The 17,522-nt window shown below is 47.4% G+C and carries 15 protein-coding genes; 3 read left to right on the forward strand and 12 right to left on the reverse strand.

Going from position 1 to position 17,522, the window contains the following annotated elements:
• Positions 1-55: 55 nt before the first annotated feature.
• The 4 genes from uvrA to GCA01S_RS14845 form a co-directional block, all read right to left on the reverse strand.
• Positions 56-2,920: an excinuclease ABC subunit UvrA gene (gene uvrA, locus GCA01S_RS14830; protein ID WP_042411018.1), complete on the reverse strand. Its 2,865-nt coding sequence runs from the start codon at positions 2,918-2,920 to the stop codon at positions 56-58.
• A 10-nt stretch (positions 2,921-2,930) separates the two neighbouring features.
• Positions 2,931-4,910 carry an excinuclease ABC subunit UvrB gene (gene uvrB, locus GCA01S_RS14835; protein ID WP_017435681.1) on the reverse strand — a complete coding sequence of 660 codons (1,980 nt, stop codon included), beginning with the start codon at positions 4,908-4,910 and terminating at the stop codon, positions 2,931-2,933.
• A 158-nt stretch (positions 4,911-5,068) separates the two neighbouring features.
• On the reverse strand, positions 5,069-5,290 hold the full coding sequence (locus GCA01S_RS14840) for a CsbA family protein (RefSeq protein WP_042411021.1): 222 nt from the start codon (positions 5,288-5,290) through the stop codon (positions 5,069-5,071).
• 15 nt (positions 5,291-5,305) lie between these two features.
• A complete protein-coding gene (locus tag GCA01S_RS14845) occupies positions 5,306-6,481 on the reverse strand; it encodes a PDZ domain-containing protein (protein ID WP_042411023.1) in 1,176 nt (391 codons plus the stop codon).
• A 233-nt stretch (positions 6,482-6,714) separates the two neighbouring features.
• Here GCA01S_RS14845 and GCA01S_RS14850 point away from each other — a divergent pair, with 233 nt between their 5' ends.
• From GCA01S_RS14850 to GCA01S_RS14860, 3 genes are all read left to right on the forward strand, one after another.
• On the forward strand, positions 6,715-7,233 hold the full coding sequence (locus tag GCA01S_RS14850; protein ID WP_042411025.1) for a MerR family transcriptional regulator: 519 nt from the start codon (positions 6,715-6,717) through the stop codon (positions 7,231-7,233).
• Between the two features lie 159 nt (positions 7,234-7,392).
• Positions 7,393-9,063, forward strand: a complete 1,671-nt coding sequence (locus GCA01S_RS14855; RefSeq protein ID WP_042411027.1) for a DUF6044 family protein — start codon at positions 7,393-7,395, stop codon at positions 9,061-9,063.
• Positions 9,064-9,078: 15 nt separating this feature from the next.
• Positions 9,079-10,071, forward strand: a complete 993-nt coding sequence (locus tag GCA01S_RS14860; protein ID WP_017435676.1) for a glycosyltransferase family 2 protein — start codon at positions 9,079-9,081, stop codon at positions 10,069-10,071.
• A 95-nt stretch (positions 10,072-10,166) separates the two neighbouring features.
• Here GCA01S_RS14860 and GCA01S_RS14865 read toward each other — a convergent pair whose 3' ends face one another.
• The 8 genes from GCA01S_RS14865 to GCA01S_RS14900 form a co-directional block, all read right to left on the reverse strand.
• Positions 10,167-11,609: a S41 family peptidase gene (locus GCA01S_RS14865; protein ID WP_042411029.1), complete on the reverse strand. Its 1,443-nt coding sequence runs from the start codon at positions 11,607-11,609 to the stop codon at positions 10,167-10,169.
• Positions 11,610-11,821: 212 nt separating this feature from the next.
• A complete protein-coding gene (locus GCA01S_RS14870; RefSeq protein WP_042411031.1) occupies positions 11,822-12,526 on the reverse strand; it encodes a pirin family protein in 705 nt (234 codons plus the stop codon).
• Positions 12,527-12,549: 23 nt separating this feature from the next.
• The gene (locus GCA01S_RS14875) at positions 12,550-12,954 is read right to left on the reverse strand and encodes a DoxX family protein (RefSeq protein WP_042411064.1); all 405 of its coding nucleotides are present in this window, start codon (positions 12,952-12,954) and stop codon (positions 12,550-12,552) included.
• A 128-nt stretch (positions 12,955-13,082) separates the two neighbouring features.
• Positions 13,083-14,417, reverse strand: coding sequence for a murein hydrolase activator EnvC family protein (locus tag GCA01S_RS14880; RefSeq protein WP_042411032.1), 1,335 nt, complete (start codon positions 14,415-14,417; stop codon positions 13,083-13,085).
• A gap of 37 nt (positions 14,418-14,454) precedes the next feature.
• Positions 14,455-15,348: a permease-like cell division protein FtsX gene (ftsX, locus tag GCA01S_RS14885; RefSeq protein WP_042411036.1), complete on the reverse strand. Its 894-nt coding sequence runs from the start codon at positions 15,346-15,348 to the stop codon at positions 14,455-14,457.
• Positions 15,338-16,024, reverse strand: a complete 687-nt coding sequence (ftsE, locus tag GCA01S_RS14890) for a cell division ATP-binding protein FtsE (RefSeq protein ID WP_017435670.1) — start codon at positions 16,022-16,024, stop codon at positions 15,338-15,340. The genes ftsX and ftsE overlap by 11 nt, the downstream gene beginning before the upstream one ends.
• A 192-nt stretch (positions 16,025-16,216) precedes the next feature.
• Positions 16,217-16,549: a cytochrome c551 gene (gene cccB, locus GCA01S_RS14895; protein ID WP_042411037.1), complete on the reverse strand. Its 333-nt coding sequence runs from the start codon at positions 16,547-16,549 to the stop codon at positions 16,217-16,219.
• Positions 16,550-16,608: 59 nt separating this feature from the next.
• On the reverse strand, positions 16,609-17,469 hold the full coding sequence (locus tag GCA01S_RS14900; RefSeq protein WP_042411039.1) for a YitT family protein: 861 nt from the start codon (positions 17,467-17,469) through the stop codon (positions 16,609-16,611).
• Between the last annotated feature and the right edge of the window lie 53 nt (positions 17,470-17,522).

A 17,522-nucleotide genomic window follows, 5' to 3' on the forward strand; every position in this document is an offset into this window, starting at 1 on the left:
ACGGCAGCCATGCAGAAAAGTTTCGCCGGGCATATGGTAAAAAAACGGCAAAGGCTTATGCCCTTGCCGTTTCATACAGCGCCCGCATACGCTCGCGGTCGCGTTCCAATATCGGTTTTAAATAGCGGCCGGTGTAGGAGTTTTCTGCTTCCGCCACCTCTTCCGGCGTTCCCGTTGCAACAATCTGCCCGCCATGCTCGCCGCCTTCCGGGCCAAGGTCGATAATGTAGTCCGCTGTTTTAATGACATCGAGATTGTGTTCAATGACAAGAACGGTATCTCCGTTATCAACCAAACGCTGCAATACTTTCAATAAACGGGCAATGTCATCGACGTGAAGGCCGGTCGTCGGCTCGTCCAAAATATAAAGCGTGCGCCCGTTCGAGCGGCGATGCAGCTCCGCCGCCAATTTGACGCGCTGCGCTTCCCCGCCGGATAATGTCGTCGCCGGCTGTCCAAGCTTCATATATCCGAGCCCGACATCGTAGAGCGTCTGCAGTTTCCGTTTAATTCTCGGGATATTGGCGAAAAACTCGAGCGCATCTTCCACCGTCATCTCCAGCACTTCGGCAATATTTTTGCCTTTGTACGTCACTTCAAGCGTTTCGCGATTGTACCGCTTGCCATGGCATACTTCGCACGGGACGTACACATCCGGCAGAAAGTGCATTTCAATTTTAATAATGCCGTCGCCATGGCACGCTTCACATCGCCCGCCTTTCACGTTAAAGCTGAAGCGGCCTTTTTTGTAGCCGCGCACTTTTGCTTCGTTCGTGGCGGCAAATACTTCGCGAATATCGTCAAACACGCCGGTATAGGTCGCCGGGTTCGAGCGCGGCGTCCGTCCGATCGGCGACTGGTCGATGTCGATCACTTTTTCTAAATGCTCCAGTCCTTTGATCGCTTTATGTTCACCCGGTTTTGCTTTGGCGCGCTGCAGTTTTTGCGCCAGCGCCTTGTACAAAATTTCGTTGACGAGCGTGCTTTTTCCCGAACCGGACACGCCGGTGACCGCGACAAACGTGCCAAGCGGAATTTTCACCGACACGTTTTTTAAATTATTTTCTTTCGCACCGACAATCTCTAACCATCGTCCATCCGGCTTGCGCCGTTCGGTCGGAACCGGAATAAACTTTTTCCCTGACAAATATTGTCCGGTCAGCGAATTTGGATTATTCATCACCTCTTGCGGCGTCCCGGCGGCGACGACTTTGCCGCCGTGAATGCCCGCGCCCGGCCCGATATCGATTAAATAATCGGCAGCCAGCATCGTATCTTCGTCATGCTCGACGACGATCAGCGTATTGCCAAGATCGCGCATGCTTTTGAGCGTCGCGATCAGGCGGTCGTTGTCGCGCTGATGCAGGCCGATCGACGGTTCGTCCAACACATACAGCACCCCTGTTAGCCGCGAGCCGATCTGCGTCGCCAAGCGAATGCGCTGCGCCTCTCCGCCGGAAAGCGTCCCGGCGGAACGATTCAGCGTCAAGTAATCGAGGCCGACGTTTTTTAAAAAGCCGAGCCGCTCGGTAATTTCGCGCAAAATGAGATGGGCGATTTTTTGTTCTTTTTCGCTCAGCTTCAAATTAGCGAAAAACTCGAGCGCCTCCGTAACCGACAACGCCGTCACTTCGCCGATATGTTTGCCGCCAACGAGCACGGCGAGGCTTTCTTTTTTCAAGCGGTTGCCTTTGCACGTCGGACATGGCTGCTGTGCCATATATTTTTCCATTTGCTCGCGGATGTACTCGGAGCTTGTTTCGCGGTAACGGCGCTCAATGTTCGGAATAACGCCTTCAAAAACGATATATTGCTCGCGGATTTGCCCGAAATCGGTCTGGTAGCGGAAGTAGATCGTCTCGCCGTCGCTTCCGTATAAAATTTTATCAAGCTGCTCTTTCGGCAAATCTTTTACTGGCACATCCATGTCAATGCCGTAATGGTGGCACACCGCCTCTAACAGCTGCGGATAATATTGCGAGCTTTGCGGCTCCCACGGGGCAATCGCATGTTCACGCAGTGTCAATTCGTCATTAGGGATGACCAAATCCGGGTCAACTTCAAGTTTGGCACCGAGACCGTCACAGTCCGGGCAGGCGCCATACGGACTGTTAAACGAAAACAGGCGCGGCTCGAGTTCGCCAATCGAAAAACCGCAGTATGGGCAGGCGTGTTTTTCGCTAAATAGCAGTTCCTCCTGCCCAATGACATCGATCAGCACCTTTCCATCAGCCAGCTTTAGCGCAGTCTCCAACGAATCGGCCAGCCGCGGAGCAATGCCTTCTTTCATCACGATGCGGTCTACTACCACTTCAATCGAATGCTTTTTGTTTTTTTCCAACTCAATGTTTTCGGTCAGCTCCCGCATTTCTCCGTCGACGCGCACGCGTACATATCCTTGTTTGCGGATATCTTCCAGCGTTTTAGCGTGCGTCCCTTTGCGTCCGGAAACAATCGGAGCGAGAATTTGCATTTTTGTCCGCTCCGGATAGGCAAGAAGGCGGTCGACCATCTGTTCGATCGTTTGTGACGTAATTTCAATGCCGTGCTCCGGACAAACCGGGCGGCCGATGCGGGCAAACAAAAGCCGCAAATAATCGTAAATTTCCGTCACCGTTCCGACAGTCGAACGCGGATTGCGGCTTGTCGTTTTCTGGTCGATCGAAATCGCCGGCGACAGCCCTTCAATCGCGTCAACATCCGGCTTATCCATTTGCCCTAAAAATTGCCGGGCATACGCCGACAGCGATTCGACATAGCGCCGCTGGCCTTCCGCGTAAATCGTATCAAAGGCAAGCGACGATTTCCCCGAACCGGAAAGCCCCGTCAAAACAACGAGCTTGTCACGGGGGATTTCGACGTCAATATTTTTTAAATTATGAGCTCTTGCTCCTTTGACGATGATTTTATCGGTTGCCATAGACTGATAATCATCCTTCCGCTTTTAACTCGAAAATAATGTCGCGAAGTTGGGCAGCCCGTTCGAAATCCAACGCTTTGGCCGCCTCTTTCATTTCTTTCTCCAAATCGGCAATCAGCTTTTCCCGCTCTTTCTTCGTCATCTTGCTGTAAGACGGTTTCGCGTCGTATGTTTCTTTTTCTTCCGCAGCGTACGTCGCGCGGATGACATCGCGAATTTCTTTCTTCACCGTCTGCGGCACGATGCCGTGCTCACGGTTATACGCCTCTTGAATCGCACGGCGCCGTTTGGTTTCATTAATCGCAATTTCCATCGATTTCGTAATCGTATCCGCGTACATAATGACATGGCCATTCGCGTTTCTTGCCGCGCGGCCAATCGTTTGGATCAGCGAACGTTCGGAGCGCAAAAAGCCTTCTTTGTCCGCATCCAAAATGGCGACAAGCGATACCTCCGGAATATCCAGCCCTTCTCTTAACAAGTTAATTCCAACAAGCACATCATATTTGCCGAGCCGCAAATCACGAATGATTTCAATGCGCTCGAGCGTTTTAATTTCCGAATGCAAATACGCCACTTTAATGCCGACTTCTTTCAAGTAATCCGTTAAATCTTCGGCCATTTTTTTCGTCAGCGTCGTCACAAGCGTCCGTTCATTTCGCTTCACGCGCTCCTGAATTTCGCCGATTAAATCGTCGATTTGCCCTTTGATCGGGCGGACGTCAATTGTCGGATCCAAAAGCCCGGTCGGGCGAATAATTTGCTCGACGACTTCCGGGCTATGTTCGAGCTCATACGGACCAGGAGTGGCGGAAACATAAATAATTTGATTGATTTTTTGTTCAAACTCCTCAAATGTTAACGGGCGGTTATCGAGCGCAGACGGCAGACGAAAGCCGTGGTCGACAAGCACTTGCTTGCGCGCCCGGTCCCCGTTATACATGCCGCGGAGTTGCGGCAAGGTCACATGGGACTCATCCACAATAATCAAAAAATCGTCAGGAAAGTAATCGAGCAGCGTATACGGCGTCGAACCTGGCGGCCGGAGCGCCAAATGGCGGGAGTAGTTTTCAATTCCTGAGCAAAAGCCCATTTCACGCATCATTTCCAAATCATAGCGCGTCCGCTGCTCGAGCCGCTGCGCTTCCAGCAATTTCCCCTGCTCTCTCAATTCGCGCAGCCGTTCTTCTAACTCTTTTTCAATATTTTCAATGGCAATGCGCATTTTTTCTTCCCGCGTGACGAAGTGGGATGCCGGAAAAATCGCGACATGCTCTCTCTCGGCGATCACTTCGCCTGTTAGGGCATCCACCTCGCGAATGCGGTCAATTTCATCGCCAAAAAACTCGACACGGATACAATGCTCGTCCCGTGAAGCTGGAAAAATTTCGACGACATCGCCACGGACGCGGAACGTTCCGCGCTGAAAGTCAATGTCGTTTCGCTCATATTGAATGTCGACTAAGCGGCGCAGCAAAGCATTTCGCTCGATTTCCATGCCGACGCGCAGCGATACGACAAGCTCGCGGTATTCTTCCGGCGAACCTAGGCCGTAAATGCATGACACGCTGGCGACAATAATAACGTCGCGCCGCTCAAACAGCGCCGATGTGGCCGAGTGCCGCAATTTATCAATTTCATCATTAATCTTCGCGTCTTTTTCAATATACGTATCCGTCTGCGGCACATACGCTTCCGGCTGATAATAATCATAATAGCTGACAAAATATTCAACGGCGTTGTTCGGGAAAAACTCCTTCAACTCGCTGTACAATTGCCCTGCCAGCGTTTTATTATGGGCAATGACAAGCGTCGGTTTGTTTACCTCTTTAATCACGTTCGAAATCGTAAACGTCTTTCCCGTTCCCGTTGCCCCTAACAGCGTTTGGTGCTTTACTCCTTTGCGAATTCCTTCGACCAGTTTGGCAATCGCCTGCGGCTGATCTCCTTGCGGCTGATATGCTGATACCAACTCAAAACGGTCTCCCACCGACTAGACCTCCTGTTTCTTTCATCTTATTTTCCATTGTAGCATATTGCCAACAAAGATGCATAAAAAATGCGAACCTATATTCGTTCCAAAAAAACAAACCATTTCCAACAGAAAATGGCGAACAGCACTAATGCCATTCGCCATCTCCCTTATGCCTATTTTTTTAACCGTTTCACCATTTTCTCCGCGTATAAAAAACCAACCGTCGTTGAAACAATATCGGCTAAAATTTCATGCAGCTCATCGGTATACCCTTTAAAATAGGAGGCAACAAGCAGGGCGACGGTCAATAACGTTCCAATATAATGGTTGTACGTCACGCGGGTGAATAATAAGACAAGTAAACATGGTACGATTAACGCGACAATAAACCACATATGAAGAACCCCTTATTAGACGGCTTTCGATGCCCGATTTTCTCGTTCTTTCACAAACAGCAAGCCAAGTTCATGATGTTCATCCTCATAGAGCGCTCCTTGGACGAAGCGGACTTCTCCCTCTTCATCGGCTACTTCTAATTTACAAAACGCGCGGTTTCGTTGCACCGCTTCGTAAAACTCGTTTTCTGTTTTTACCGGTATTCCATTTACTTTCACAATCACTTCACCGATTTGCAGCCCCATTTTTTCGGCCTTCGATTGCGGAAGAATGCCTAAAATGACAAGCCCTTGTTCCCGTTTCGCAAAATATGGAGGCTGCGAACGGTCTTGGCGGTGCTGGAGAAACGCCAGCCATTCCCTTCCCAGCAACGCAAGCGCAGCCGCTATCCAAGAAAACGGTGCATACCAGCAGCTAATGATGGCCAATACACCAACCACAGCAGCCAAAAGCAGCACCCTCTGCCCAGCCAGGCGCACCGACGCATGCGGCAGCATCCCTTGCATGCGCTGGGAAAATCCGAGCAAAAACGGAACAAGCATGAACGAATAAGCATCATCTCCTGCTGGAAACAACGGCCACCAGGAAAGCGGAGACGGAAGCTCCCCCGTCACCGGTAGCAGCACCGGAACAAACCAAAGCCGCTGAGCCCAATGTTCTCCAACCACTAACCCGCGTTTGCTTGTTGCCAGCTGCGGCGACGTTTTCGTCGCACCGTTGCGTAAAATAAGCCATCCCTCTACCAACAGCAATAACGCAAGCAAAATCACAAGCGCCGCCATATTTGTCCGGCCTAGCTCCGGAAAAAACCGCTGTAAAGTGGAATGATGGCCAAACAGGCTGATGATGAAAAAGGAAATCCCGATCGTATACGCCGGGGAAAGCAGCCGCATTTGCATCGTCAAGCCAATGACGATCGTCACAAGCGCAACGAGCAAAATCGTGTCGCGCGGAACCGCCATGCCGGCTATCACTGCTGCCAGCGACAACACCGCTCCGGCGGCGGGGCCGTTTCGCCAAAAAAATTTGCTTTCCTGAAACATGTCATAGACGCGAATATAAAAATGGCTTCTTTCCCGTTTTACTCGACGCCATCCGACAACAAGCGCCAGCGCGACCCCGTAGTAAAACAACGGCTGCATCAATAGACTCCCAATGCCGCGGAGCGCCTCCCATGCCCATACTGACATGCCGCCATCACCTCGCTATGCTCGCAATTCTTTTATCTACTATTCTACCAAATCGCCTGGATAAATCCTATGCTGGCATGCATATTTTTTTCAATATCTTTTGCCGACCACTGGCGGATTCTTCCGTATAACCACTTTCTTTGCCGAATCGACACTAGTTTTGTCAAGGAGAAAGGAATTTGTTTTGCAATGGAAAAAATATATAACAAGACGAAAAAGGAGGAATCGTGAAAATGGAATTAAAAACAAGTAGCGTCGCCGCACGTCTTGGCGTATCGCCAAAAACGATTCAGCGCTGGGTCCGTAAATATAATGTTCCATACCGCAAAAATGAATCAGGCCATTACGTCTTCGATGCTGAAGCCATCGCCTTGCTCGAACGGATTAAATTTGAACAAAGTGCCACATTAGAAGCGGATGCTCGACGTGAACAAAACGAAAAGCCGCAAAATAATGAGTTCTCCGCCGACGCGTTGTTTCAAGCATATGTCGAACCGCATCTTGACCAGTTCGCCTCCCGCCTCCAAAAAATCGAGAACAAACTCGACCAAAAAGCCGACGATATCGTTTCCGTGCAGCTTTTGCATCATCGCCGGGAAATTGAAGAACTAGTCACCCATCTTCGCTCACTCGAACAACGCATTGCCCGCTTAGAGGAAAGAACGAATAAGGAACAAGCGAGTAAAACGGAAAATGCAGCGCAAAAAAAGAAACGCCGTGGTCTCAGCCGCATTATGAGTCTATTTGCATGATCCCCCTCCTTCTCTCTTTTCCCTTTTCCAAGTAAAAAGAGAGAAGGAGCTTTTTTTTGAAAAAACTTCCTTAACATCTTCTTCACTTGTTTTTTATTATTTTTTAATGATAGTGATTTATAATGAACGATGCTTTACATCAAAAAGGAGCGGAAGAACATGGAGAGGAACGAGCGAGTTGCTATAGGAATTGCTATGCTTCTTTTAGCTATTTACCTTTCCCCGCTTTATGTGCTAGGAGAAAATGCGCATATCCGAGTTCATGACAACATGGATTCGAACATCGCCTGGTATAAAGTGCTGACGCGAAGCGGAGAGCTGTTCGGCCCGATTAACGCAACCATTCCTCAAGTGATTAACGGCCTTCCGCGCAACGCGTTTGGCACCGAATTCAGCGGCATCGTTTGGCTTCATGCGCTGTTTCCTTCGATGGTAGCGTATGCGCTTAGCCAGACGATTACCCGCGTTTTTGCTTTCATTGGCATGTATTTATTGTTAAAGAGGCATTTCCTGCCTGCGAAAGAGTCCTATCTCATTCGCGTCGGTGCATCATTGACATTCGCGCTCACTCCGTTTTGGCCGTCCGGAATGTTAAGCACTCTTGGCATGCCGCTGGCGCTATGGGCATTTTTAACGATCCGCAAAGGCGAAGCGACATGGAAAGAATGGCTTGTCCTTGTGCTCTTGCCGTTTTACGCGAGTTTCGTGCTTGGCTTTTTCTTTTTCCTTACCGCCATGGCGCTGCTGTGGTTGCGTGACGTTCTCGTCCGCAAACAATGGAACTGGCCGTTTTTTGGCGCGATCGCATTGATGACAAGCATCTTCTTGGCGATTGAATACCGGCTCGTTTACTCGCTTGTATTTGGCGAAGAACCAACGAGCCGAAACGAATTTCTTTCTTCGAGGCTGAGTTTCTTCCATTGCGTGCGGCTGACGTTCAAAAACTACTTGCTTGGCCATACGCATGTGATGACCGTTCATACCTTTGTCATTCTGCCTATCTTATGGATCGCTTTCTTTTTTGCTTTGGCTAAACGAAACGAAACGCTGGAAAAACAATTTCTTTTCCTATTCGTGCTCAATTTTGTCTTGTCGACATGGTATGCGTTTTGGTTTTACAAAGGATGGCAGCCGCTAAAAGAGCGCTTTTCTCTATTAAATACGTTTAATTTCGCCCGGTTTCACTTTTTGCGGCCAATGGTGATCTATTTAGATTTTGCGTTAGCGCTGCAAATTCTTTGGCAGCGGGGAATAAAGTGGCGGCGCGTTGTCCCTGTCGCCCTGGCGCTGCAGCTATTGATTCTTGGCGGTTTTAACGAAGAGATTCGCTACCGCCTCATTGGGACACCGTCGTTTAAAGAATTTTACGCGGAACATTTGTTTCAACAAATCAAAGACTATATCGGAAAACCGCCGTCGTCCTACCGTGTCGCCAGTGTCGGACTTCATCCGGCGATCGCGCAATATAACGGGTTTTACACGCTCGATACGTATAACAATTTTTATCCGTTATCTTACAAATATCAATTTCGTAAAATCATCGCCAAAGAGCTCGATAAAAGTCCTGTCCTAAAAGATTACTTTGACCATTGGGGCAACCGCGTCTATCTGTTTTCTGCGGAACTTGGGAAACATTATATGTTCCGCAAAACGTCTCATAAAAAAATTCATCATTTCGATATCAATACGAAAGTGTTTAAGCAGATGGGAGGACGCTATATTTTCTCTTCCGTCCCGATCATGAACGCGAAACAAATTCATCTTCGTTTATTAAAAACGTTTAGCGACAAACAATCCGCCTGGAAAATTTATTTATACGAAGTGGAATGAAAGGAGGAAGAGACGATGAACAAGCCGATTTTGACGATTGTCGTTCCTTGTTATAACGAAGAAGAGGTCTTGCCGGAAACGGCAAAAGAGTTGACAAACGTGCTGGAAAATTTATTGGAAGACGAGTTAATCGCACTCGGAAGCAAAATCATGTTTGTCGATGATGGCAGCAGTGACCGTACGTGGGAGTTGATTGAACAAGAAAGCAAACGGAACCCGTTTGTCACCGGCATTAAGCTGTCGCGCAACTTTGGCCATCAAAAAGCGCTGCTCGCCGGACTGGAAACAGCAAAACAAGACTCCGACTGCGTCATTTCCATCGACGCCGATCTGCAAGATGATATTTCCGTCATTCGTGAATTTGTAATAAAATACCAAGAAGGATATGACATCGTTTACGGTGTGCGGCGCAGCCGGGATACCGATACATGGTTTAAACGGGCAACCGCACAATGGTTTTATCGTTTCATGCAAAAGTTAGGCGTCCAGCTAGTATACAACCATGCGGATTTCCGCTTAATGAGCAAGCGGGCGCTCGAAGAATTAAGCCGCTATACGGAAGTCAATATTTTCTTGCGCGGAATGGTGCCGATGCTTGGTTTTCGGTCGACGCAAGTATTTTATGACCGTAAAAAACGTTTTGCGGGAGAATCGAAATATCCATTAAAGAAAATGCTGGCGTTTGCTTTTGATGGCATTACGTCATTTAGCATCGCGCCGATTCGCTGGATCACGTTCATCGGTTTTCTCTCCTTCCTTCTCAGCAGCGCCGCCGGCATATACGCGCTCATCGTGAAGTTGCTCGGCCATGCTGAATTGGGCTGGACGTCGCTGATGATTTCCGTTTGGTTTATCGGGGGCTTGCTGCTGATCGGAATCGGCCTCATCGGGGAGTATATCGGCAAAATTTATCAAGAAGTAAAGCGGCGGCCGCGGTTTACGATTGAAAAAGTGTTGCGCTCCCCGTCAGTTTCGACGCTACCGAAAAAAGAAAAGGTGCAGTTATAAACCGATTTTTCCTTATCGGTTGCCTGGTACGGGATTTTATATGATGTTTCATGCAAAACAAAGCGGGCAGCGCCCTTGGCGTTGCCCGCTTTGTTTTATTGAAATAACACTTTCATCGCCGTTTTTAATTGTACATCATGATCTTTGTTGCGGATGGCATCCATTACTTTGGCTTGCAGCACTTCGGCGGTGTTTTTATCGATTTTTCCGGTTTGTGGAAGTTTATTCGCTTTTTGGAACGCTTTGACTGCTGCCTCTGTTTTTTTGCTGAAATAGCCGTCCGTGCGGCCTGGATCAAAGCCAAGCCCTTTTAACATTTGCTGGGCATTTTTGATTTGTTCATTGTTCATATCAAACGCCAGCGTTTTTTCAATATGAAGCGGACTGACATGGAAATAATCTGGCTGCTTGACTTCAACATCCGGCTTAATTCCTTTTTTATGAATCCAGTGGCCATCTGGCGTCAGCCATTTATACAGCGTTAATTTAATGTTGCTGCCATCGCCCATTGGAATCGCCTGCTGCACCGTTCCTTTCCCGAACGATGTTTCGCCGACGAGCTTATATCCTCCCGCTTCTTTCATGGCGCCGGCTAAAATTTCCGAGGCGGAGGCGCTGCCTTTATCAATTAACACAGCGATAGGATACGGTTTTTTCTTGGTTAAATCGGAATAAAAACGCTGCTTATCGCCGTCGCGTTCTTCAATTTGCACATATGGTTTATCTTTCGGGATGAATTGTTTTAAAATTTCCTCCACGCTTTGCAAGTAGCCGCCCGGATTGCCGCGCACATCAATAATTAATCCATCAATATGCTCCGCTTCCAATTTCGACAATTTCTTTTTAAAATCTTGCGCCGTATTTTCGGAGAACGACGTTACTTCCAAATAGCCGACTTTTTTGCCGTTATACGTTTCGACAGAATCATACACCGTTTCAATCGGAATTTCGTCGCGGACCACTTTCACTTTAATCACTTCTTTTACGCCGGGACGAAGAATATCCAATTGTACGGCCGTTCCTTTTTTGCCGCGGATTTTCAGCACGGCTTCATATAAATCAAGCCCCTCTAAACTTTCTCCATTTACTTTTAAAATTTGATCATTTGGCTTTAATCCTGCCTTTTCCGCTGGCGAGTTTTTAATCGGTGCGACAATCGTCACTTTTCCATCAATCATGCTGACTTCGGCGCCGATTCCTTCAAACGAAGAGTCAAGCGACTGCGTAAATTGCTGGCTTGTTTCTTCATCCATATAGACGGAATACGGGTCGTTTAGGGTGCTAATCATTCCTTGAATCGCGCCTTCAATTAATTTATCGTCATCGACTTTTTCAACGTAGCGGCTTTTAATGAGCTCATACGCTTGCTGCACTTTTTTCATCTCTTCGTCGCTTGCAGACGCTGTGTCTTTATTAGGAATCACGAGAGAAACATCGCTTTTCGCATCCGGCTGGGCAAGCTGCATCCCCGCGTATGTTCCGCCAGCACCAACCAGCATTGATAAAACCATTAATATTGCCGTTGTTTGTTTCTTCACATTGTCTCCTCCTCACCCTATGCCATACAGGAAAGGCACCACACAGTAGGCCGTGCGATGCCTTTTATTTTCATCATATGACAGGCTTGTACCTAGTATGATTATATTTGCGTTCTCTGCTACTAGTTTACACGCTCACCGTCATTTTCTCAACTCATATGGGTGCAGAAAAACAGGCACCACCCGCCAAATGGCAGGTGATGCCTGTTGAATCACGGCAAATCAATCAGCATAAAACGCGTTCCTTGCTTGGACGCGATGCCAAGGGTAGGAATTTCGGTAATGCGCGCGGAATCGCGCCGATGCAATGTTGTTTTCCCGTTCAATGTCAGCTCTCCTTCAATGACAAATAAAAAAATTCTTCTCCCTTCCGGCTGTGTAAATGTAATCTCTTTTCCTGCTTCCAAGTCAGAAAGGTAAATCGTTAAATCTTGATGGATATGGGCAATTTCCCGTGAAGAAGGGCGGTTTGCCACAATCGGAAGCAGCGCGTTTTTCATTTTCGCCACATCAAATGTCGTCCGCTCATAAGAAGGGGTTAACCCGTTTACCTCCGGCAAAAACCAAAGCTGCAAAAAGTTCACCTCTTCTGTTGCCGACGGATTCACTTCCGAATGAATAATGCCCGTGCCCGCCGACATCCGCTGCACGCCGCCAAACGTTGTCGTCGCAGTATGTCCTGCGCTGTCTTCATGTTTCAAATGTCCTTTCAGTACAATCGAAACAATTTCCATTTCCTGATGAGGGTGCGCACCAAATCCGCGCAACGGCGCTACAAAATCGTCATTTAAGACACGCAATGGCCCAAACTGAATATTGTTTGGATCGTAATATTCACCAAAAGAAAAGCTATGATACGTTTTTAGCCACCCGTAATCGGCATGATAACGGGATTCGGCGGGATAAACCTTGATCATTCAGCCATCTCTCCTTTCATGGATCATTTACCGAAAAGGATGGCATCTAGCGCATATTGTCCTGGACCGATCAGCGCAACGCCAATAGCCACCGCAATAATGGCAAGATTATACTCATAGCCATTTTGGGTCATCCAATATCCGTTTGGACCATGCACTTTGACAATAGCCACCATCATCGGCACAACCATGAATAAAGCAGCAAGCGGAGTCCATAAACCAAGGGCAAATAAAATACCGCCGACTAATTCGCTTGCCCCTGCCGCAAATGCCATTGCCTTTCCTGGTTTTAATCCGATGGATTCCATCCATCCTGCCGTTCCTTGCAGCCCATGTCCGCCAAACCAGCCAAACAGCTTCTGTGCTCCGTGTCCGGCAAACGTCAAGCCAAATACTAAACGGATTAATAATAATCCGATACTTGCCATCATAACAAATACTCCTTTCCTATTTATCCTTATTTAATAATTCTTGAATTCGAGATAATTATAAAATAGAGTTGTGTATATTGTCAACAAAAAAACCGAGCAGTGTTTCACTGCTCGGCGTATAACCATTAATTAATATAATTAAGCGGATTGACCGCATTGGATTTTGCCGGATTCCATTGTCCACGATGCAGTTCGAAGTGAAGGTGCGGTCCTGTCGACTCACCAGTATTGCCCATATAGCCGATGACTTGTCCTTTATGAACACGCTGCCCTTCACCGACGAGGCGCGCGTCGAGGTGCGCATATACCGTTGTGTATACTTGGCCGTTGATGACATGCGTAATGAAAATCACATTTCCGTAGCTGCTAGAGAAATAGGAACGGAACACATATCCGTCTGCCGCTGCCACCACAGGGACGACAGAGCCGCGCTTGCCGATGTCGATTCCCGGATGGAACTCGTTATCAAAACTACGATAACCGAATCCGGATGTAATCGGACCGTTTGCCGGTCTCATAAACGCACCGCTTGTAACTGCCGGGACGTTCGAACTAGCGGAATCGCCGCCATCATCATGCGTGCTTCTGACAGACGCAGGAGCAGAATATGTACGTTTTGGCTGAGATGTACGTTTTGGCTGAACGGCTGCTCTTCGTCTCGCTTCTTCTTCAGCACGTTTTTGCTCCTCCAGCTGCTGGAGCTGCATTTTTACGGCTGCTTCCTGCTTTTTCAACAATTCCTGTTCTTCTTTGAGCGCCATTTTGTGACTATGATGTTCTTCTTCTTTTTGCTTCAAATTAGCCATTAAGCGGTTTTTCTCATCCATCTGTTTATTTAATTGTTGTTGCAGCTGTTTTAATTCTTCTAAATTTTTTTGCAGACGATTCCGTTTTTCCGTAAGTTCGTTCTCTTTTTTCTCTTTTAACGCTTTATCCGCCTGTTGTTCGCGAATAATTTGCTTATCGGCTTCGAAAAGCGTCGTCACCGCGCTCATGCGGTCAATAAAATCGCTGAAGCTTTGCGATCCAAGCAACACTTCTAAATAGCTGATCACTCCGCCGCTTTCCTGCAAAGAGCGGACGCGCTCTTTTAAAATCTCATTTCGTTTTTCAATACGCGCCTCTACTTCGGCAATCTCCTTTTTCAACTGCGCGATATCTTGTTCCGTTTGGTCAATATCCGCTGTTACATTGCGGATTTTCCCGCTCGTTTCTTCGACCGCTAAATCCAGCTTTTTAATTTCTTCGGAAAGCTCTTTTTGTTGGGATTGCAGTTTTTTAATTGCTTGATCGGCATGATTGATTTTTTCTTGAACGGTAGACTGCTTTGCACGAATGTCGTAGATCTCATTCCGTTTTTCTTGAATAGCGCGGTCGCTTACGGCACCTGCAAAATGCGGAAAAGCACTGAAACTCAGCGCCGTTGCCGCAACAAGCGCCAGCACTTTCTTGTTTTTCATTAATTCATTCCCCTCTCCCTTTAATCCTTTTTTTCTATTAGATTTTCAAAAACTTGCGGACCGACATCATGCTTCCCCAAACGCCGATGCATGCCCCAATAAGCAATAAAAGCAAACTAATCTGCCACATAAACGGGTTAAACGGAAGAAGCTCGAAAAATGGAATCGTAATTTTCGGCTCAAAAAATTTGTAAATATTATAATAAACGACAGAAACGGCAGCGATCGGAAAAATCGCACCGATGACCCCAAGCCATAGCCCTTCCAAAAAGAATGGCCAGCGGATAAACCCGTTCGTTGCTCCTACTAATCTCATAATCTCAATCTCGCGCCGCCGCGCAAAAATCGTGATTTTAATGGTATTGGAAATGAGAAACATCGCGGTAAACAACAGTCCGATGATCAGCACAAGCCCAATATTGCGCGCTATCTTCAACGTGCTGAATAATTTTTCCACTTGACCTTGGCCGTAATTCACTTTATGGACAAACGGAAATTTTTCAATTTTCTTCGCTGCTTTGATCGTATCGACCGGATTTGCCGTTTTCACTACATATACGTCGCTTAACGGATTGTCCTGCTCAAACAAACGGAATGAGGATCCTTCCTCTCCGAAGCTTTTAATTAATCGTTTCAGTTCTTCGTCCTTCGAGGAATAACGAATTTCCTTCACTTGAGGAATTTTCTCGATCTTCGCGCGAAGCGCTTGTTTATCTTGATTGTTCGCCGTGACATCAATATGAACGCGGATTTCGACATCGTTTTCGATTTTTTTCGCAAAATGATTCATGTTAAACATGACTACTAAAAACACACCGACTAGCAATAGTGTGACCGTTACCGCACTGATGGAAGCAAACGTCATCCAGCCATTGCGGCCAAGGCTTTTCACACTCTCACGCATATGACGCTGCAGGGTACTAAGCCTCATAGCCGTATTCCCCTTTCGCCTCGTCACGGACAATTTTTCCATTTTCCATCGCGATAACACGTCGGCGAATCGTATTCACAATTTCGCGATTGTGCGTCGCCATAACGATCGTCGTGCCGCGGCTGTTAATTTTCTCGAATAGTTCCATAATCCCCCATGATGTTTCTGGGTCTAAATTCCCAGTCGGCTCATCGGCAATGACAATTTTCGGCGAGTTGACAATCGAGCGTGCGATGGAAACGCGCTGCTGCTCCCCGCCGGAAAGCTCGCTTGGATAGGAGCGGACTTTATGCTTTAAGCCGACTAATTCCAGTACTTCCATCACTTTTTGGCGGATCACTTTCGGCGACTCCTCAATTACTTCCAAAGCGAACGCTACATTTTCATATACCGTTAGCTTAGGAAGCAATTTGAAGTCCTGGAATACGACGCCAATGTTCCGGCGTAATAATGGAACTTTGCTGTCTTTTAATTTTTCCAGATTAACCCCATGGACCATAATCGTGCCGCTTGTCGGTTTTTCTTCGCGGTACATCATTTTGATAAACGTTGATTTTCCTGCGCCGCTAGGTCCAACGACATAGACAAATTCCCCCTGTTTTATGCGGACACTAACGTCATTTAGGGCTACTACCCCATTCGGATATGTTTTATATACATTCTGCATTTCAATCATTTTTAATCACCTAGTCTCATTGTCTTTGTTGCCATGCCTCGAGGTGTTTCGTGCCAATTCGAACATATTATACAAAATTCTGCAAGGTTTATTATAACATTATTTCGAAAGCTGTAATTTTACATTTATATTTCAAATACATTACACAAACTAAAGCCCGGCCCCGACAGGGAACCGGACTTTGGTCATTAATTATTTTTTGGACGCAAGCCATTCTGCGACTTTGTCTGCATCTTCGCCTTTAATCACGCCGGCTGGCATGCCACCGCGTCCGTTTTCAATAATCTTTTTAATCTCATCTTTCGAATATTTGCTTCCGACTTTTTGCAAGTTTGGACCGACGCCGCCTGATAAATCTTTCCCGTGACAAGAAGAGCAGTTTTGTTGGAAAATTTGCTCTGCTGCTGCGGCAGTATCCCCTCCACCATTATTGCCATTGTTGTTATCCGTTGCATTGTTGTTGCCGCCACAGGCCGCGAGCGCTAACGAAGCACCAAGAAATACAGTAGCGAGTTTCCATTTCATTGATGAACTCCCCCTATTGAAAAATAATGCATGTTTATTATAACCGATTTCACCAAAAATTATGTACGCCTAAATCCCTCGCCGAGTACTTCCGATGCATTCGTCACCACGACAAACGCTGATGGATCAATGCTTTTGACCAATTGTTTCAATTTTGTGAACTCCGATTGCTGCACGACGCACATCAGCATCGGGCGCTCGTGATCCGTATAGCCTCCATAGGCCGGCAGCTTTGTCACCCCGCGGTCAATTTCATGTAAAATCGCCTGGCGCACCTTTTCTTCCTCGTTCGTAATAATCAGCGCCATTTTTGAATAGCCGAGGCCGACTTGGACCAAATCGATCGTTTTGCTTGTCACATAAAGACCGATGAGCGCATAAAGCGCCCGTTCAATATCAAACACAAACGCCGCCGTTAAAACGATCAGCCCATCAATCAAAATGACGCACATTCCAAGCGACAGCCCTGTATATTTATGGATAATTTGCGCCGCTAAATCCGTTCCGCCTGTCGATGCCCGGCCGCGAAAGATAATGCCAAGACCAAGGCCAACGCCAATGCCGCCAAACAGCGCGCCCAATAACGGGTTATGAGTGGCTGGATCAATTCCTTTCGTTACATACACGACAAATGGCAAAAACACCGTTCCGACAAGCGTTTTGATGCCAAACTGCCGGCCCAGCAGCACGACGCCGGCAATAAATAACGGAATGTTGAGCGCCCACTGGACATACGCCGGCTGCCAGCCAAACAGCGCATACATGATCGTGCTAATGCCGCTTACCCCGCCAGAAGCGACGCGGTTTGGCAATAAAAAGACGTTGAACGCTACCGCGACGATGGCAGAGCCAATCAATATGTACACATATTCCATGACAAGTTCTATTTTTGGATGTCTAGACCGATTTCTTCTTCCCATTCGCCAAACCTCCCATGAGAGTATAGCACGACCATTCCTGCAAGTAAATGACA

The organism is Parageobacillus caldoxylosilyticus NBRC 107762, assembly GCF_000632715.1.
Lineage (GTDB): Bacteria > Bacillota > Bacilli > Bacillales > Anoxybacillaceae > Saccharococcus > Saccharococcus caldoxylosilyticus.